Consider the following 17,842-nt stretch of genomic DNA (forward strand, 5'->3'; position numbering starts at 1 on the left):
GCTTGGGGTCGTCCTGGCCTGGTGCGCTATTGCGCACGGGAGCCAGGACCCATTAACCGGAATGGGGATGGTTAAGATAGATCGGAACGACGATCTCGTGCACGCAACCGGGTTCGGTGGTTATGGGTCCTGGCTTTCGCCAGGACGACGATGGCGGGGAGTTCCGGGGCTCGCCTTACGGCTCGTTGGCGAATTTCAGCTTTCCGGCCGGCCGCAAGGTGTGGGCGTCGAAGGTGCGGATCTCGGTGACGCCGCCGACATCGAGCGTGATCACGAGCCGGTCGCCGGCCACACCGCTCGAGACGATTCTGGCGCCCTTGGGCAGGGTGGCGGTCACGTCGCCTGCTGGCTCGGGCGCCCTTCCCTCGGACTTGAAAAGGCGGTAGCCCACCGCGATCAGCACGGCGCAGATTGCCAGCGCCGTGGTCAACCCCGCGATCAGCATCATCCGCCGCACCCGCGCGAACAGCGCGGCCTGCTCGGGGCTCGGTTCGGGAACAACGGTATCAGACGTCGTCATGGAAAATTCTGGCTCTGCGCAAAGGTTGGAGGTTGTCGTCGAGGGCTCCGAGGGCTCGACCCGGCTCGACCGCGTGCTGGCTGTGCACCTTGCCGAACTGTCGCGATCGAGGCTGAAAGCCCTGATTCTGGCGGGCGCGGTGAGCCTCAGGGACGCCGCGATCCGGGACCCCGCTTATCACGTCGCCTCCGGCGATACGATCACAATCGACGTGCCGGAAGCGGCCGCGCCGGAGCCGAAAGGCGAGGATATCGCCCTCGATATCGTGTTCGAGGACGACGACATCGTCGTCCTCAACAAGCCGAAAGGGCTGGTGGTGCATCCCGCGGCCGGCCACGAGACCGGCACGCTGGTCAATGCGCTGATCGCCCATTGCGGCTCATCGCTGTCGGGCATCGGCGGGGTGCGCCGGCCCGGCATCGTGCACCGGCTGGACAAGGACACCACCGGGCTGATGGTGGTCGCCAAGAACGACCTCGCGCATGCCTCGCTCACCGCGCAGTTCGCCGACCACGGCCGCACCGGGCCGATGCGGCGCGGCTACATGGCCTTCGCCTGGGGGCTGCCGGGCCGCCATCGCGGCACCGTGGACGCGCCGATCGACCGCCACCCGCATGCGCGCGAGAAGATGGCGGTGCGCCAGGGCGGCCGCGAGGCTGTGACGCATTGGGAGCTTCTGGAGAGTTTTAACGGGCGCGACGGCAAGCCGATCGCGGCGCTGCTTGCCTGCGAGCTCGAGACCGGGCGCACCCACCAGATCCGCGTCCACCTCGCCCATATCGGCCACCCCCTGATGGGCGACTCCGTCTACGGCCCGCATTTCAAGACCAAGGCAAACCAGCTGAGCCCTGAGTCGCAGGCCGTCCTGGCCGCGCTGGGGCGGCAGGCCCTGCACGCCTACCTGCTGGTATTGAAGCACCCGAGGACTGGAGAATTACTCCACTGGGAAGCGCCTCTGCCGGAGGATTTGCTTCTCCTCCAGGGGGCCCTGAAAGCGGCGCTATGACGCAGGCCGCTTCAGAAATGCTTTACATTACAAAAAGTTATAGCTGCCACACGGGGACGTGACGTCAGCAATCCTTCCCTTTTTGCCTCCCGATGGAGTATATTGCGCTTGCGTTGAAGACCAACGCGGAACATCGCAGCACCGATCGGCTTTAACCAAGCGGTCGTCTGCCTGGCCCGCCGCTATCGGGGGCCTGAACCTGTTTGGAGGGCGCACTATGGCCCGTACAGCTACCCTGCCGGTCCTGAATGGCGAATCCGGCCTTTCCCGTTACCTCGGCGAGATCCGCAAGTTTCCGATGCTGGAACCCCAGCAGGAATACATGCTCGCCAAGCGTTGGCGCGAGCACGATGATCGTGACGCCGCGCACCAACTCGTCACCAGCCATCTCCGTCTCGTGGCCAAGATCGCCATGGGCTATCGCGGCTACGGCCTGCCGATCTCCGAGGTCGTCTCGGAAGGCAATGTCGGCCTGATGCAGGCGGTGAAGCGGTTCGAGCCCGAGAAGGGCTTCCGTCTCGCCACCTACGCGATGTGGTGGATCAAGGCGTCGATTCAAGAGTACATCCTGCGTTCGTGGTCGCTCGTGAAGATGGGCACCACCGCGAACCAGAAGAAGCTGTTCTTCAACCTGCGCAAGGCGAAGAGCAAGATTTCCGCGCTGGACGAAGGCGATCTCCGCCCCGACCAGGTGGCCATCATTGCCAAGCGTCTCGGCGTCACGGCTCAGGACGTGGTCGACATGAACCGCCGCCTCGGTGGCGACGCGTCGCTCAACGCTCCGATCCGCGACGACGGCGAAGCCGGCGAATGGCAGGACTGGCTGGTCGACAATTCGCCCAACCAGGAAGCCATGCTGGCCGAGCACGAGGAGTATGATCACCGCCGTGACGCCCTGAACGGCGCCATGGGCGTGCTCAACCCGCGCGAACGCCGCATCTTCGAGGCGCGCCGGCTCGCCGACGAGCCGATGACGCTGGAAGACCTTGCCGCCGAGTTTGGTGTGTCGCGCGAGCGCGTCCGCCAGATCGAGGTCCGCGCCTTCGAGAAGGTGCAGTCCGCGGTCAAGGGCACGATCGCAAAGGCCGAACAGGCCGCGCTGGAAGCCGCGCTCTAAGCGCGAGGTTTTTGGCGCCAGAGATTGGCGGATCGACAAGAGACAGAAAAGCCGGCGGCAACGCCGGCTTTTTTGTTTGCATGTGAGGTGCGGCATGTTCGCGGGGACGCGGACCAGGCATCTTGAACCCGCTCTGCCGGTCGACCGACCAAAAGCATCGGACCGGCAGCCTCAAGAGAACGGACACAGACCGTGTCGATCATCCTGCAATCCACCGTCGGCGGCTTCTCCGCCCAGTTCATGCGCAAGCTGCCGCTGGTCGAGCAGGCGATGCGCGAGCACGGGCTCGAGCCGTCGGAGTTCGTGATCTCGAAGGACTATGCCTCGACCGCGACGATCCCGCTGATGGGTCCGTTCTTCTTCAATTACAGCGTCTATTTCGGCGACGAGACATTCACCGTCACCGAGCCGAACGACATGGTGTTCCTGGACTACTTCTTCAAGCGCGTGCTGGCGGCAGACGGCCCGCCGGAAGTGCCGCGGCGGCCGGGATTGATCCGGCGGTTGTTCGGCTGGATGTCGGAGCCGGTGTAGCTGCTTTTCCCCTCTCCCCTTGCGGGAGAGGGTGGCTCGCGGAGCGAGACGGGTGAGGGGTTGCCTCCGCGAGCACGCCTCTCACATGGTCATTCGCGGAGAGATACCCCTCATCCGGCGCTTTGCGCCACGTTCTCCGGCAAGGAGAGAAGGGAAGAGCGCACCACCAGCGCCTCCCTAACCTACTCCCCCCATGTCCGCGCCAGCGTCGCGAGCCAGCAGCCTTCGCAATAGCGGGCGTCCTTGTAGTCGATCCAGTTGTGCGCATAGACGTGGTCGAGCGGGATGCCGTAGCGCGCGCGCAGGATTTGGACGAGGATCTTCCACGCCGCGACCTGCGCCGCGGTCGGGCCCGTGGTGACGTCGGGATAGTTGCCGGCGAACTCGACGCCGATCGAATTGTCGCGCACCACCTGGCGATAGGTCGGCTTGTTGTCGATGTACTTATTGTCGTTGCGGTTGGCACCGTCGCCGTGGGTCGGCACCAGGTTTTCCGCGACCGCCCAATAGACGGTGCCGTCGGTCTCGACCCACAATGTGACGCCGCGACGCGTGGGATTCTTAGCCTGCACCTGCGCGCCGCCGCGCGCCGAGCCTGCCGGTCCCTCGGTCTGGTGCACGATGATGTTGCGCCAGGGTTTTGCGTTGCCGACATCGCCCCATGGCGCCAGCCACACCATCTTCAGGCCGGGAATGTCGGGCGTGCCGGAGGCGCGCGCGAGCTTTGCGAGCTCGGCGTCGGTCGCGGCGGCGGGTGTGATCAGAATGAGAGCGGCGAGAACGGCCGCGAGCAGGCGAGAGATCATCATGCGGGTCCAATGCGGACCAGAGATTAGCACGCCCTTACGCGAATTTGCGCAAGGCCTCGCCTGGACCGATCGGGTCAGGCATGAGCGGCGGCGCCGGATCGTGGACCGCAAAGTCGTTCTTGCCGTTCTTCTTGGCGGCATAGAGGGCGTGGTCGGCATGCGCGATCAGGCGGTCCGGAAACTGGCCGACGCCGCGGTCCCACTGCGCCACCCCGATCGAGATCGCGATCGGGATGTCGATGCCGGTGCAGTTGACGGCATCCTGGCGGCAGACCTCGAGCACGCGGCGGGCGATCACAGCCGCCTCGCGCAAGGTCGACGACGGCAGCACGACGCAGAATTCGTCGCCGCCGGTGCGGGCAAGCATGTCGCCGGGCCTCAAGCGCGTCTGCGCCATCAGGGTGAAGTGCTGCAGGCAGGCATCGCCCGCGGCATGGCCATGGGTGTCGTTGACGGCCTTGAAGCCGTCGAGATCGATCACCAGCAGCGAGAACGGCTCGCTGCTGCGCTCCGAGCGGGCGCATTCTTCACCCAGCCGCTGCAACAGGTGCCGCCGGTTGGCGACACCGGTGAGATCGTCGAGCAGCGCGAGGTCGGCAACTTCGTTGCGCAGGCGGTCCATCGCCATCAGCAGGAAGCCGAAATTCAGCGTCATCGACAGGAACAGGAGCCCCAGCACCATGACGGCATGAGACTGCCCTCCGGAGACCGACGAGAAATCGCCGCCGAGCAGATTGCCGACCGCACGGGCCGCGAAGATCGCGATGATGGTGATGATCACGATGCCGGAGAGCCGGGCTCCCGGGCTGGCACGGCCTTCCGACGGCGACAGCAGCAAACGCAGCGACAGCGCCAGCGGCAGCGCCTGGCCGAGCGAGTAGCTGAGCATACGCAGCTGCATGTGATCGTATGCGACCATGAAGAACACGACGCCGCCGAGGCTGAGAATTCCCGTCGCGGTCATGAGGCGCCAGGACACCGGCCGACCGTAGAAGCGCTGAATGCCCATGGCGGCAAGGCAGCTCGCCGCGATGACGCCGGCGGCTCCGAGCAGAAGCGGGACAGGCGAAACGACGAAAAGGCGGATCAGGGCCGCCATCGTGCCGGTCGCGCCGACGAAGCACGATGCCATCCAGAACCGCGCGGCCGCGAATTTCGGATAGGAGCGCGTCACGTAGGCCCAGATCAGGCCGAGCGCCAGGAAGTTGACGACGAACACGGTCCAGAGCGTCGGCACGTTCAGCATGGCGCGCGCCACACGCGCAGCGTCGCGCCCTCTGTCCCTGCCAGCTGTCCGTTCATGACCCGTCCCCGTTTTCTTGCGGAGGACAATGCGGCCGTCGCGCTTAACGGAGTCTCACTGCGATCCGCGAAAACATGCCTTTGGTTTTGGAATCATGAACGGCTGGCGCATTGTCGGATCGTTAGGCATGGCCGGCGATGCGGATTCGCGGGTCAAAATCGCCAGAAAACGCATCTGAGCTGTGGATAACGCGATGACACGGATGTGACAGCGCGGGGCAGAAGCGCGCGAATCTGCTGAGTTCGTCGTCGAGGATGTTGCGAGGCTGGCCCTCCGCCGAGCATCCCTCGTGTCGCGTTTTACCATTAACCCTGAAGAGGATCCTATGGCTAAGAAAGCGAAGAAGGCGAAGAAGGCGACGAAGAAAAAGGCCAAGAAGGCAGCGAAGAAGAAGTAACGAGGCTTCTTATTCTTTGCCCGGGTGGAGCTCGCTCCGCCCGGGCGTCGGGTGGGAGTTCTGAGTTTGAAGACGGCGGGCGCAAGGCCCGCTTTTTTGTTGGCTGCCGCCTTTATCGGCTGGAGAAGCTACCGCTCCGCGAACGCCAGCTTGGCGCCGAGCGCGGCGAAGCCGGCAGCAAAACTCCGGCGCAGCCAGGCCATGACGCGCGGGCGGGAGATGACGCGCTCGCGCACCGAGGCCGCACAGAGGCCGTAGACCACGAACACCGCAAATGTCATCGCCATGAAGGCGCCGCTCAATTCCAGCATCCGCGCCAACACATGGGCTTCGTCCGCGGCGATGAACTGCGGCAGGAAGGCCAAAAAGAAGATCGACAGCTTTGGATTGAGGATGTTGATCAGGAAGCCAGTCACGATCACCCGGCCGACCGAACGCTCGCGGATCTCGCCGTCGACTGCCAGCGCCCCGGTCTCGCGCAGCGCCTGCCAGGACATGTAGAGCAGATAGGCGACGCCGCACCACTTCAGTGCGGCGAAGGCGAGCGCGCTGGTGTGGAGCACGGCGGCGAGCCCCAGCATCGCGGCCGTCATGTGCGGCACGATTCCAAGGGTGCAGCCAAAGGCGGCCGCGATGCTCGCGCGCGAGCCGCGGGTCAGCGCGGCGGCCAGCGTGTAGAGCACGCCGGTGCCGGGCGAGGCGACGACGATCAGCGAAGTGAGCAGGAAGGACAAGGTCATGGACCGACCTTATCACCGCGCCCGGGACCACGAAAGCCGGCCAGCCGGACCGACCGTCAGGACAGCTGCGCGATCTCGGCCTCTCGGAGCACGTCGAGCGGCGCCCAGGGCTTGGCCCAGAACTTTGCGCCGTCGGGCAAGGCCTGCATCAAGGGGCGGCCGGAAGTGACGACGATGTCGAGCCTGGGGTTGCGGTCCTTGGCGACGTGCGCGAGCTCGACCCCGTTCATGCGGCCGGCAAGCTGGACGTCGGTCATCATCAGGCAGAGCACGCCCGCGCTTTTGTCGAGCACCAGCTCGGCCGCCTCGGCGCTCTCGCACTGAATGACGTCGTAGCCGCTTTCTTCGAGAAGAAGACTGAGCATCTCCCTCTGCATGAGGTCGTCTTCCACGATCAGTGCGGTGGCGCGAAATGGCTGTGCTTGTCCCATCGGCGGCTCCCAATGCTGCCTGTCTTCATCAAGTAACGTAGGTTAAGGTGGGAACCGCGATGCGGTTCGGTTCCAATATGAAAAAATGTAAATCATAGTTCCGCTCGAGAGGCTCGACGGGGGATCATCATGACTGCGATCCGCGGCGCCGCCGCCGTCACCGGAGCGGCAAGCGGCATCGGCCGCGCGCTGGCGATCGAGCTTGCGCGGCGCGGCTGCGATCTCGCGCTCGCCGATCGCGAGGAGGCCGGGCTGAAGACGCTCGCGGCCGAGATCGGAGCTGCATGCAAGGTCAGCCTGCATCGCCTCGACGTCAGCGAACCCGACGACATCGCGCAGTTCGCGCGTGAGGCGACCGTCGCGCATCCCGCGCTCGGCATCGTCGTCAACAATGCCGGCGTGGCGCTGATGGGCTCGTTCGAGGAGATCGACCAGGCGCAGATGGACTGGCTGTTCGACATCAATTTCTGGGGCGTGGTGCACGGCACGCGCGCCTTCCTGCCGCATCTGAAGACGATGGGCGAGGCGCACATCGTCAACCTGTCCTCGATCTTCGGCATCATCGCCCCGGGACAGTCGGCCTATGCCGCGGCGAAATTCGCGGTGCGCGGCTTTTCCGAGAGCGTGCGGCACGAGCTTGCGATGGCGGGCAGCGCCGTGAGGCTGTCGGTGGTGCATCCCGGCGGCGTCGCCACCGCTATCGCCCGCAATTCGCACACCGGGGTCGGCGTCACCGACAATGCGCGCCGGTCGCAATCGATCGAGCGGTTCGAGAACGCAGCCAAGACCACGCCGCAAGACGCCGCGCTGCGCATCATCAGGGGCATCGAAAGAAACGAGCCACGCATCCTGATCGGTAACGACGCGCGCTTCATGGATCTCCTGCAGCGCTTCCGCCCGGGAACGTACTGGGCGCCGTTACAGCGCAAGCTGGAGAGAATGGCGAAGGGGACGAAGTGAGGCATGAGGCGAATGGCATCATTCACCCGCGGCCGTCGTCCTGGCGAAAGCCAGGACCCATAGCCACCGAATTCAGTTTGGCGAAGACTGCCAGTTACCAGGTACGTGACTGCCAGTCGTTGTAACGAGTCCCGCCTGGGGTAATGGGTCCTGGCTTTCGCCAGGACGACGGCGGAGAGACGTCACGCCCTCACTGCCCCGCCAGCCGATCGGCAAAATACCCGATCGTCTTGCGATAGATCACCGCCCTGTTCCATTCGCGCATGGCTTCGAAATTGGCGGTGCCTTCGCCGTAAGGCTGGCCCATCTTGAAGCCGCTGGTGTGGAGCAGGTTCGCGGTCGAGGCGAGCACGTCGGGGACGCTGTGGCGGAGATCGACATGGCCGTCGCCGTCGAAATCGACGCCGTACTTGACGTACGACGACGGCAGGAACTGGGTCTGGCCGATCTCGCCGGCATAGGCGCCGATCAGGTCGCGCAGCGGCAGGTCGCCGCGCTGCACGATCTTCAACGCCGCAAGCAGCTCGCCCTGGAACAGCTCGGTGCGGCGGCAGTCATGCGCGAGCGTCGCCAGGGTGCGGATCACCGGCAGCTTGCCGATGTCGCCCTTGCCGAAATCGCTCTCCAGCCCCCAGATCGCAACTAGGATATAACGGGGCACGCCGAACTGCTGTTCGATGCGCGACAGCAGTGCGGCGTGGCGCTGCAGCAGTGCCTTGCCGCCATTGATGCGGCCAGGGCCGACACGGGTCGAGACATACTGCTCGAAGCTCTTGTTGAAGGTGTAGCGCTGGCGCCGGTCGAAGGCGAGCACCGCGCCGTCCTGCTGCACACCGCTGAGCGCCGCGCTGGTCACGCTCGCCGAGACGCCGGCGGCTTGCGCTTCCGAGGCCATGCTGGCGACAAAGCTGTTGAAGTCGCCGCCGCAGCGCGCGGCCTGCGCCGATCCGCCGGCCAGACAGGCGATGAAGGCGATGGCCAAGGCGTATTTCGACATTCGGATGAATCCTACAGGGAATGGGCGGGAGAGCGGCGCACGATCATGCCCGGGAACCGGATTCGCGTCAAAGCGGCAAATCCTCGCCAGAACCGATCGCTGCCTGCCTGCGACAAATGAAATGCGCTCGCCCCCTCCCCAACCGATCGAGATGACCATGTCTATGTCCATGTCGCGCCGCATGCTCGGCGTCCTCGCATCGCTCTCCCTCACCCTGACGGCCGCTTCCGCGCAGACGCGCGATGTGGCCGGTGGCCGCGACTATCCCGGCATCGGCCGGTTCGCCGGCAGCGTCATCACCGGCTATGTGATGAAGGATTTTGACGCGGCGCGGATGCAAGCGGCTCCCTTCAGGGACGGTCAGCCCGCCGATGCGCGGCGGCTCGAGGGTCGCGTCTTTCGCATCGCCTATCGCACTAATCCCGGCCCCTCGATCCTGGAAGTGTCGCGCAATTTCGAGACGCAGTTGGCGAAAGCCGGCTTCGAGACCCTGCTCGCCTGCGACACCGATGCTTGCGGCGCCATTCCCTTTACTGAAGCTATCGACACGCTGCCAGTCCCGCAGATGTGGGTCGATGGTTTCAACTACCGTTACTACGCCGGCCGCAAGACCGAGGGCGGACGCGAGACCTTCGCCAGCGTCCTGGTCAGCCAGAACAACCAGGACATCACCGCGCAGGTCACCGTCGCCGAGCTCGGCGCCATCGCGAACAAGATGGTGGATGCCGCCGCGATGGCGAAAGGACTCGGCGAGACCGACCACATCGCGCTCTACGGCATCTATTTCGACACCGACAAGGCGGTGCTCAAACCGGAAAGCCGCCCGACGCTGGAGCAGATCGCAAAGCTGCTGACGAGCCAGCCGCAGCTCAACGTCTTCATCGTCGGCCACACCGACAGCCAGGGCGCCTATGAATACAATCTCGACCTGTCGAAGCGCCGCGCCGAAGCCATCGCAGCCGAGCTGGTGAAGAACTTTCGCATCGCGCAGGCGCGGTTGCGCACTGCCGGTGTTGGATTGCTGGCGCCGGTCGGCCCGAATGCAACGGACGCAGGCCGTGCGCTCAACCGGCGCGTGGAGCTGGTGGCGCCGTGAGAACGGTGCATGCGGCACTCGTAACGTGATGGGAACAGCGTGAAGGGCGAAAACGGATTAACATATGTTTGTCAGCGCGACTTCTGCACGCACGCGGGAATACGTGCAGGCAAACGCGCGTTCTGACAAGGCGCGCAGCGCTCGCTGCGTTGCGTTGCGAGAGCAGGAAATACGAACAAAGTGCTTTAGCCGTCCAAGCAATTGCTTTGATGCTGATCGAAACGCGATGTCGCGACCACTGCATATCTCATGCGCTCGCTGCGACATCGCAGCGCCAACGATTTGCGTTGCCATGGCATGGCGCCGGTTATAACATTCTATTCTAGGTTGTCGCCCTGCCAGCCCCGGGCGACGCTGAAGACCAAAATAAACGGCGGGCTTCGCGGCCCGCCGTTTGTTGCGGCAAGGGTGAGGCAAGGCTGAAGGTAAGGGTCTCCTCGAAGGAGCGCATCGGGTTTTACGAAGCGCTGGACGCTTCCACCCGACATCCAAGCGCCGCGCAAACGGGTTCGTCGATCGATCGCCCAGCCAGTTCTGCCGCAGCAGCGTCCGCAGCCGGCCTCCGGAAACCTGCCAAAGTCATTTGACTATGGCCCCCTGATCGACGAAAAGCCGGCCATGGCCAAAAAACCCGGAACCAATCCCAAGGGCGAATTCGCCTTTTTCAACGTCTTCTATGAAGACGGCTCCCAACGCTCCAACCGGCGCGTGCCCGCCGAATTGCTCGGCGGCCTCGACGGCGACGAGCCGGCCCGCGCCTTCATCATGGAGCAGGACCGCGAGATCGCCGAAAAATCCGGCCGCCCGGCGCTGGAGATCAAGAACCTCGAGCGGGTCGGCGCGAAGAAGAAATAGGCCGATCCCCAGGCGCTCACCAGCGCCCGGCCCGCCTGTTCCAGGCAAACAGCAGATCGGCAAACCGGTCATAGAAGAACCGGGTGAACGGCAGCGCCACGCGATTGCCGAACAACCCCGCAAGCCACCCCTCTCCCGGCGTCAGCCTCCACAGCGCAATCGCGACATCCGCGCCGACGATAAGTCGGCCGGCCTCATCGGTCGCATGCAGGCGGCGCCTGATATCGTCGAGCGTGGCGCCAAAGTGCGCCAGCGCATCGGGCTGCTCGTTGATATCCCTGAATTCGATCGTGCCCGCGCGCACCAACGCGAGCAGCTTGTTGCGCTGCCAGTCGATGCCGGCATCGCAGACGGGGCAGCGGGTGTTGTACCAGACGGTGAGGTGAGCCGGCATCATCGAAGCATAAATGTCGATCTGCGCCACGTCGAGGCAGGAGCCATCCATTCGGCATTGCAAGATCGATGCACCTTTCTCATCGGAAGTATAATCCGATAGAAAGCTGATGAGGCTCTTTGGCTGAACGCGGTCGAAGTAGGCGCGAACGAAAACGGCGGGCTTTCGCCCGCCGTTATTGTCTCAACAACCGCCAAGTCGCGGCGCTTGAACTAGTTATCCAAGAAGCTCCGCAGCTTCCGCGACCGCGACGGATGCTTCAGCTTTCGCAGCGCCTTCGCCTCGATCTGACGAATACGCTCTCTCGTCACCGAAAACTGCTGGCCGACTTCTTCCAGCGTGTGGTCGGTGTTCATGCCGATGCCGAAGCGCATGCGCAGCACGCGCTCTTCGCGGGGGGTGAGCGAGGCCAGCACGCGCGTGGTGGTCTCGCGCAGGTTCGACTGGATCGCGGCGTCGATCGGCAGGATCGCGTTCTTGTCCTCGATGAAATCGCCGAGGTGTGAATCCTCTTCGTCACCGACGGGCGTCTCCAGCGACAACGGCTCCTTGGCGATCTTGAGGACTTTTCGCACTTTCTCCAGCGGCATGCCGAGCTTTTCGGCCAGCTCTTCCGGGGTCGGCTCGCGGCCGATCTCGTTGAGCATCTGGCGCGAGGTGCGCACGATCTTGTTGATCGTCTCGATCATGTGCACGGGAATGCGGATGGTGCGCGCCTGGTCGGCGATCGATCGGGTGATCGCCTGCCGGATCCACCACGTGGCGTAGGTCGAGAACTTGTAGCCGCGGCGGTACTCGAACTTGTCGACCGCCTTCATCAGGCCGATGTTGCCTTCCTGGATCAGGTCGAGGAACTGCAGGCCGCGGTTGGTGTATTTCTTGGCGATCGAGATCACGAGACGGAGGTTGGCTTCCACCATCTCCTTCTTGGCCTGGCGGGCTTCGCGCTCGCCCTTCTGCACCGAGTGCACGATCTTGCGGAACTCGATGATCTCCAAGCCGGTCAGGGCCGCGAGCTGATGCACCTCGTGGCGGAGGTCCTTGATGCGGTCCTTCTCGTGATGGACGAAGTTCTTCCAGCCCTTGGCCGACAGCTTCGAGACACGGTTGAGCCACCGCGGATCGAGCTCCGAGCCGGTGTAGTTGCGCAGGAAGTCCTCGCGCGCGACGCCGTGGCTGTCGGCGAGGCGCATCAGGCGGCCCTCATGCGAGACGAGGCGCTTGTTGATGTCGTAGAGCTGCTCGACCAGTGAGTCGATACGCGCCTGGTTGAGGCGCAGCGACTTCACCTCGACGATGATCTCGTCCTTGAGCTTGCGGTACTTGCGCTCCTGGTGCGGCGACAGCGAGGGGCCGTGCGAGGTGCTCTCGAGCTGGTTCTGGATGTCCTGCTCTTGCAGCTTGCGCAGCTTCTTGTAGCTGTCGGCGATCTTGTCGAAGATCTCGACGACCTTCGGTTTGAGCTCGGCCTCGATCGCCGCAAGCGACATCTGGTTCTCGAACTCGTCGTCCTCGTCCATGTCGGCTTCGGCGGCGGACTCCGCCGGATCCTTCGCGGCTTCGCCGGCATTGCCGGGCACAGGCGCGGCGCGGAACGGGGTCGGCGACGGCGGTGCGGCGGGCGGCGCGACATGCGCGGGCGCGGCGCCGGTGACCTGGCCGCCTTCGGCCGGCGCTTCACCGGTCTCACCGTTGGGACCCGCGATCATCGCATTGTTCATGCCGGCCTTGGCGTCGGGCCCGGCATAGGTGGCTTCGAGATCGATGATGTCACGAAGGAAGATCTTTCCTTCGTTGAGCTCGTCGCGCCAGATGATGATGGCCTGGAAGGTCAGCGGGCTTTCGCACAGCCCTGCGATCATCGCCTCGCGGCCGGCCTCGATGCGCTTCGCAATCGCGATTTCGCCTTCGCGCGACAGCAGCTCGACGGTGCCCATCTCGCGCAGATACATGCGCACGGGATCGTCGGTGCGCTCGCCCGGCTCGCTCTTCTTGACCTCGGTGACGGCCTTCTGGGTGACTTCGACCAGCTCGTTGTCGGTCTCGTCCTCGCCGCTCTCGTCCTTGTCTTCCTCGCCTTCGCTATCGTCGGCTTCGGTGACGTTGATGCCCATGTCCGAGAGCATGGACATGATGTCCTCGATCTGCTCGGGCGAGGTCTGGTCGGACGGCAAAACTTCGTTGAGCTGATCGAAGGTCACGAAGCCGCGCTTCTTGGCCTGCTTGATCATCTTCTTCACGGCCGCGTCGGACAGATCGAGCAACGGCGAGGGCGCGTCCTGGGAGTCCTTCTCCGGCGCGTCCGCTGCCTTGTCGTCTTTTTCCTTGTCCTTCGCCTGCAGCGTCTTTGCCTTGGTGGCCATCCATTGCTCCTAAACGCGTTTCACACAGACGTTCGCCGCGCCCGCGTGAAATCACTTGAACCTGTTGTTCGATGCTCTCGCTTCGTCAGATCTCGACACGGAAAGGGCGGCGCGGACCTCTTGTCGCCACCCCCGACCTTTCACTCGCCGGATTTGCCTAACGCTTCGTAGAGCCTCTTTGTCGCAGCGGTTGCAGGTATAGTGCCAACAGCAATTGCGCGGATTCATTCCTGACGCATCTGTTCTGCCTGCGGCCGCCTGGTGGCCAAAGTGCTACAAGACCGTTAAGCCTCGATTAACCCTGTTTTTGCCGCCAAACCTCGGATTTGGCGAGTCTTTTAGCGGTTCCGGCCCCGGCCGTCCGCATGATTCTTTCATCACACGCTCTTCTGGAACCGGCCCGACAGCTCGCCAAAACCCTCGATCAGGGCCTCGGTGCCGTCGACTTCGCCAATCCTAGCCTTGACGTCGCGCAGCCACACCATGTTGGCCTCGCTGGGATCCTCCCCCAAGGCCATCTCGGCGTCTTTCAGCTCTCTAAGTAGTGAATGGTACTGCCGATGCAAGGCGACCAGCTGATGCCACGTGGAGAGAACGTCGTCCCGTGCGGCGCCCTCACGGGCGCCCCACACCGCCGCGGTCGTGATACCGCCCTCAACCCTTTGAAGAGCCTGCGAAAATCCGCCCTTTTCGAGGTCGCTGCGCATCTTCTCGGCGAGCTCCCCGGGGTCCGGCGAATGGTGATGGTCGTTGGCGAAGGCGGCGATGATGCCGGCCCGGAGCTTATGGACCTCGGGATGGGCGAGCTCCAGGGCCGCGACCTCCTCGAGATGATCGTGCAGCAGCCAGGGGTGGTTGATCAGGATTTGCAGGATCAGGGCCTCGCGGCGGGAGATGGCGCTGCGCTGGCCGCGCATGATCGGGCTTGCGGCGAGCTGCGCACTCGCCGCCTGGTAGGGTCCCGAGGGCAGCTGGATTGGACCGGGGGGGCCGCGGCGGCCTCCAAATCCCTGACCGCCGAATCGATTCGCGCCTCCCCCACCACGGGGCTGAAACTGACGACCGGCCGAGCCGGGGCGGAAATTGCCACGGCCGCCGCCAAAGCCGCCGCGCCCGCCTTCGGGGGCAAAGGCGCGCTGAAGCCGCTCGGCAAGATCCTGCCGGTAATAGCGCCGCACCACCTCGTCGCGGATGCCGTTGGAGAGCTCCTTGATGCGCGCCTCCAGCGCGGCGCGGCGCTCTGGCGTGGCGAAATTGCCGCCTTCGAGCTCGCGCGACCAGATCATCTCGGCGAGCGGACGCGCCGCCGCGATCACCTCCTCGATCGCGCCGCGACCGCCGGAGCGCACGAGATCGTCGGGGTCCTGTCCCTCCGGCAGCAGCGCAAAACGAAGACTCTTGCCGGGCGCGAGGAAGGGCAAGGCAAGATCTGCGGCACGATACGCCGCCTTCTGGCCGGCGCGGTCGCCATCGAAGCAGAGGATCGGCTCGTCCGCCATCTTCCAGAGCAGCGCGAGCTGGTTCGCGGTGAGCGCGGTGCCGAGCGGCGCCACGCTGCCGGCAAAGCCCGCGGTGACCATGGCGATGACGTCGACATAGCCTTCGACCACGACGAGAGCGCTGCCGTCATGGGTGGCTTTGCGCGCGGTCTGGTGGTTGTAGAGATTGTCGCCCTTGTGAAAGAGCGGCGTCTCCGGCGAGTTCAGGTACTTGGCCGGAACGTCCTTCTCCAGCGCGCGCCCGCCGAAGGCGATGACGCGGCCGCGCAGATCCGTGATCGGAAACATCACGCGATCGCGGAAGCGATCATAGGGCACCGGGATGTCGTTGCCTGCCACCAGCATGCCGGTCTCGATCATGTCGTCGACGGAGACGCCGAGCTTGCCGAGATGCTCTTTCAGTGCGAAGCGATCGGGCGGCGCATAGCCCAGCCGAAACTGCAATTGCGTCGCCGGCGAGATCGCACGATCGGCGAGATAGCCGCGCGCCTTGGCGCCGACGCGCGAGGCCAGCGTCTCGGCAAAGAACTTCGCCGCGAGATCCATCACGTCGTGCAGCGAGCGGCGCCGCTGCTCCTGACGCGCCGCATCCGGCGTCACCGCCGGCAGCGGAAGGCCCGCCATATTGGCGAGCCGCTCCACGGCCTCCGCGAACGGCAGGCCGTCGGTCTCCATCACGAAGCTGATGATGTCGCCGTGCTTGCCCGAGGAGAAGTCGTGGTAAAAACCCTTCTGGTCGTTGACGTAGAAGGACGGCGTCTTTTCCTGCTGGAACGGCGACAGCCCCTTCCACTCGCGCCCCGCCTTCTTCAGCTTGACGCGCTTGCCCACGACTTCGGAGACCGAAAGCCGGGCACGCAGCTCGTCGAGGAATTGGGGCGTGAAGCGCATGGCGGAATGGAACTCTGTCAGCTCGGCCGCGTGAAGCGCCCACCTCAGAAAGGCGAACGCCGGCCTTGCTTCAACGCCTTATTTAATGTTCATGATATGTTCAGTCCATATCCACAGGCTTGATAATCCAAAAATACGATTGTATATACAGAGAAACTGATGGCGGATTTCAGCTCTCTCGCGTCTGCCGGGTTTGAATGGGACGAAGAGAAGAACCGGACTAATCTGATCAAACATGGCATCAGCTTCGACGATGCCAGTCAGGTCTTCTACGAACGTGTCGTCATCAAACGGTCGAATCGCAACGACGAAGAGCGGTGGATCGCGATCGGAAAACTCGACGACCGACTTCTGACAGTGATCTTCACGCGAAGAGACAAAGCGATCCGTATCATTTCAGCGCGACGTCCGAGGCCAGATGAAAAAAGAGCATATCGTGAAGCGTCGATGGGGAGATCGCCGCAAGGGTAATAGTGATTGGGCCCGTGTCGATGCAATGACGGACGAGGAATTGGAAGCCTCGATCGCAAATGATCCCGACTGGGCGGAGTTCAAGGACGTCGACTGGTCGGACGCCGTGCTGGTGATGCCGCCGAGGAAGAAGGCGATCTCCATCCGCCTCGACGAGGACGTGCTCGACTTCTTCAAGCGCGATGGCGAGGGCTATCAGCGGCGCATCAATGCGGTGCTGCGCTCCTTCATGCAGCAGAAGTCGAAGCCGAAGAAGCGGGCTTGATCCGGAGAATATCTTCGGAGGCTCGTGACAGAAGCCTTGAACCCGCCCCGGTTCCACGCTTCCATGGGCCATGTTCAGGACCTTCCGAGGCGGCCAGAGCGGGGGTTGGCGCATCACCTCGATTTCGCCCGTCACGGGCGAGCCCCTCGCCTTCATGCCGGCGCTGTCGGTCACCGACAGCGAGGCCATCGCATTGCCGCTGGTGCCCTCGCGCAATGCCTGGCGGCTGGTCGGTGTCGCGAGCAGCTTGCGCTACACCGAGCGCGGCGAGAAGGAGCAGCTCACTGCCATGCAGGCCGGCCTCGGCCGGCTGGAAGCAACCAGCGCCGCGCTGATCCCGATCCGCAAGTCGCAGGCCTGGTGGGATCTGACCCAGGAAGAACGCCGCAGGATATTTGAAGACAAGTCGCATCACATCGCGAGCAGCCTGCGCTTCCTGCCTGCGATTGCGCGGCAGCTCTATCATTGCCGCGACCTTGGCGGGCCCTTCGATTTCCTAACCTGGTTCGAATTCGCGCCCGCGCACGCCTCGCTGTTCGAGGAGCTGGTCGCGATGCTCCGGCGGACCGAGGAGTGGACCTATGTCGAGCGCGAGGTCGACGTGCGCGCGGTGAAGGAAGTGCTTTCGGCCTAGTGATCGAGGAAGCGGCCGGATTCGATGCGCGGCAGATCGGTGACGGGCCAGTTGTAGATGTAAGTCCAGGCCGGTGCCGTCACCCCGTCCGCGCCTGTCACGTCGACCAGCCGGCGCAGATATTCGGTCGGCTCGGGAAAGCCCTCACCGCAGGCCTCGTACATGTCGAGCTCGCGCAGGAGCTCGTCGGGTACGCGCAGGTGGAAGAGTTCGCCGTGGACGCGGTCGGACGGCACATCGGAGAGCAGCAGCCCCGGATAATGCTTCACCAGAACGAGCCGGCCGCGGCAGGTCGCTTCACTCAGAAAATCCGCGTGCCCGGCAAGCAGCCGCGCCATCGGATGGTCGAAGCCGCGCATCAACGTGCCGTAGACGAAAAGACGATTGGAGATCATGCGGGCTCTATAGCTGCGAATGATGCAGAGCGACAGCGCCACACATTCCATGGTCGTGGGGGGGGGGGGGGGGGGGGGGGGGGGGGGGGGGGGGGGGGAGAAGAAGGGGGGGGGGGGGCCCCCCGGGGGGGGGGGCGGGGCCCCACCCCACGGGGGAGGGTGATA

General features: G+C 64.3%; 19 protein-coding genes. 9 read left to right on the forward strand and 10 right to left on the reverse strand.

Going from position 1 to position 17,842, the window contains the following annotated elements; genetic code table 11:
* Positions 1 to 175: 175 nt before the first annotated feature.
* Positions 176 to 520 carry a hypothetical protein gene (locus tag AC0L30_RS18795; protein ID WP_354169372.1) on the reverse strand — a complete coding sequence of 115 codons (345 nt, stop codon included), beginning with the start codon at positions 518 to 520 and terminating at the stop codon, positions 176 to 178.
* Between AC0L30_RS18795 and AC0L30_RS18800 the strand changes: the two genes are divergently transcribed.
* From AC0L30_RS18800 to AC0L30_RS18810, 3 genes are all read left to right on the forward strand, one after another.
* Positions 519 to 1,526 (forward strand): RluA family pseudouridine synthase, encoded by a 1,008-nt coding sequence (locus AC0L30_RS18800; RefSeq protein ID WP_473404950.1) that lies wholly within the window; start codon positions 519 to 521, stop codon positions 1,524 to 1,526. The two genes, AC0L30_RS18795 and AC0L30_RS18800, sit on opposite strands and share 2 nt — an antisense overlap.
* Positions 1,527 to 1,743: 217 nt before the next feature.
* The gene (gene rpoH, locus AC0L30_RS18805; RefSeq protein WP_007596598.1) at positions 1,744 to 2,643 is read left to right on the forward strand and encodes an RNA polymerase sigma factor RpoH; all 900 of its coding nucleotides are present in this window, start codon (positions 1,744 to 1,746) and stop codon (positions 2,641 to 2,643) included.
* Positions 2,644 to 2,835: 192 nt separating this feature from the next.
* Positions 2,836 to 3,177, forward strand: coding sequence for a hypothetical protein (locus tag AC0L30_RS18810; protein ID WP_007596600.1), 342 nt, complete (start codon positions 2,836 to 2,838; stop codon positions 3,175 to 3,177).
* 182 nt (positions 3,178 to 3,359) lie between these two features.
* Here the strand turns inward: AC0L30_RS18810 and AC0L30_RS18815 are convergent, their stop codons facing one another.
* The 4 genes from AC0L30_RS18815 to AC0L30_RS18830 form a co-directional block, all read right to left on the reverse strand.
* Positions 3,360 to 3,986, reverse strand: a complete 627-nt coding sequence (locus AC0L30_RS18815; RefSeq protein ID WP_354169367.1) for a peptidoglycan recognition protein family protein — start codon at positions 3,984 to 3,986, stop codon at positions 3,360 to 3,362.
* 34 nt (positions 3,987 to 4,020) lie between these two features.
* The gene (locus AC0L30_RS18820; RefSeq protein ID WP_473404951.1) at positions 4,021 to 5,232 is read right to left on the reverse strand and encodes a GGDEF domain-containing protein; all 1,212 of its coding nucleotides are present in this window, start codon (positions 5,230 to 5,232) and stop codon (positions 4,021 to 4,023) included.
* A 582-nt stretch (positions 5,233 to 5,814) separates the two neighbouring features.
* Positions 5,815 to 6,426, reverse strand: coding sequence for a LysE family translocator (locus tag AC0L30_RS18825; protein WP_007596605.1), 612 nt, complete (start codon positions 6,424 to 6,426; stop codon positions 5,815 to 5,817).
* A gap of 56 nt (positions 6,427 to 6,482) precedes the next feature.
* Positions 6,483 to 6,857 (reverse strand): response regulator, encoded by a 375-nt coding sequence (locus AC0L30_RS18830; RefSeq protein ID WP_007596606.1) that lies wholly within the window; start codon positions 6,855 to 6,857, stop codon positions 6,483 to 6,485.
* A 129-nt stretch (positions 6,858 to 6,986) separates the two neighbouring features.
* Between AC0L30_RS18830 and AC0L30_RS18835 the strand changes: the two genes are divergently transcribed.
* On the forward strand, positions 6,987 to 7,817 hold the full coding sequence (locus AC0L30_RS18835) for an SDR family NAD(P)-dependent oxidoreductase (protein ID WP_473404952.1): 831 nt from the start codon (positions 6,987 to 6,989) through the stop codon (positions 7,815 to 7,817).
* 190 nt (positions 7,818 to 8,007) lie between these two features.
* On the opposite strand, the gene AC0L30_RS18840 is transcribed toward AC0L30_RS18835, so the two are convergent.
* Positions 8,008 to 8,814, reverse strand: a complete 807-nt coding sequence (locus AC0L30_RS18840; RefSeq protein ID WP_473404953.1) for a lytic murein transglycosylase — start codon at positions 8,812 to 8,814, stop codon at positions 8,008 to 8,010.
* 157 nt (positions 8,815 to 8,971) lie between these two features.
* Between AC0L30_RS18840 and AC0L30_RS18845 the strand changes: the two genes are divergently transcribed.
* Entirely contained in the window at positions 8,972 to 9,910 is a 939-nt protein-coding gene (locus AC0L30_RS18845) for an OmpA family protein (protein ID WP_473404954.1), read from the forward strand.
* A 618-nt stretch (positions 9,911 to 10,528) separates the two neighbouring features.
* Complete coding sequence (locus AC0L30_RS18850; RefSeq protein ID WP_007596614.1) at positions 10,529 to 10,765, forward strand: hypothetical protein; 237 nt, start codon at positions 10,529 to 10,531, stop codon at positions 10,763 to 10,765.
* A gap of 16 nt (positions 10,766 to 10,781) precedes the next feature.
* On the opposite strand, the gene AC0L30_RS18855 is transcribed toward AC0L30_RS18850, so the two are convergent.
* The 3 genes from AC0L30_RS18855 to dnaG form a co-directional block, all read right to left on the reverse strand.
* Positions 10,782 to 11,162: a thiol-disulfide oxidoreductase DCC family protein gene (locus tag AC0L30_RS18855; protein WP_371261371.1), complete on the reverse strand. Its 381-nt coding sequence runs from the start codon at positions 11,160 to 11,162 to the stop codon at positions 10,782 to 10,784.
* A 209-nt stretch (positions 11,163 to 11,371) separates the two neighbouring features.
* Positions 11,372 to 13,522: an RNA polymerase sigma factor RpoD gene (gene rpoD / locus AC0L30_RS18860; RefSeq protein WP_007596618.1), complete on the reverse strand. Its 2,151-nt coding sequence runs from the start codon at positions 13,520 to 13,522 to the stop codon at positions 11,372 to 11,374.
* A 377-nt stretch (positions 13,523 to 13,899) separates the two neighbouring features.
* Entirely contained in the window at positions 13,900 to 15,912 is a 2,013-nt protein-coding gene (gene dnaG / locus AC0L30_RS18865) for a DNA primase (protein ID WP_473404955.1), read from the reverse strand.
* Positions 15,913 to 16,071: 159 nt separating this feature from the next.
* On the opposite strand from dnaG, the gene AC0L30_RS18870 reads away from it, so the two are divergent.
* The 3 genes from AC0L30_RS18870 to AC0L30_RS18880 all read left to right on the forward strand — a co-directional run bounded on the left by AC0L30_RS18870 (position 16,072) and on the right by AC0L30_RS18880 (position 17,282).
* Entirely contained in the window at positions 16,072 to 16,383 is a 312-nt protein-coding gene (locus AC0L30_RS18870; RefSeq protein WP_473404956.1) for a BrnT family toxin, read from the forward strand.
* 25 nt (positions 16,384 to 16,408) lie between these two features.
* Positions 16,409 to 16,648: a BrnA antitoxin family protein gene (locus AC0L30_RS18875; protein ID WP_245285940.1), complete on the forward strand. Its 240-nt coding sequence runs from the start codon at positions 16,409 to 16,411 to the stop codon at positions 16,646 to 16,648.
* Positions 16,649 to 16,718: 70 nt separating this feature from the next.
* Positions 16,719 to 17,282, forward strand: coding sequence for a chlorite dismutase family protein (locus AC0L30_RS18880; RefSeq protein WP_007596625.1), 564 nt, complete (start codon positions 16,719 to 16,721; stop codon positions 17,280 to 17,282).
* Here the strand turns inward: AC0L30_RS18880 and AC0L30_RS18885 are convergent.
* Complete coding sequence (locus AC0L30_RS18885; RefSeq protein ID WP_035993593.1) at positions 17,279 to 17,677, reverse strand: gamma-glutamylcyclotransferase family protein; 399 nt, start codon at positions 17,675 to 17,677, stop codon at positions 17,279 to 17,281. The genes AC0L30_RS18880 and AC0L30_RS18885 overlap by 4 nt on opposite strands.
* Positions 17,678 to 17,842 lie beyond the last annotated feature (165 nt).

The sequence above is a fragment of the Bradyrhizobium sp. MI1.11 genome (assembly GCF_055811255.1).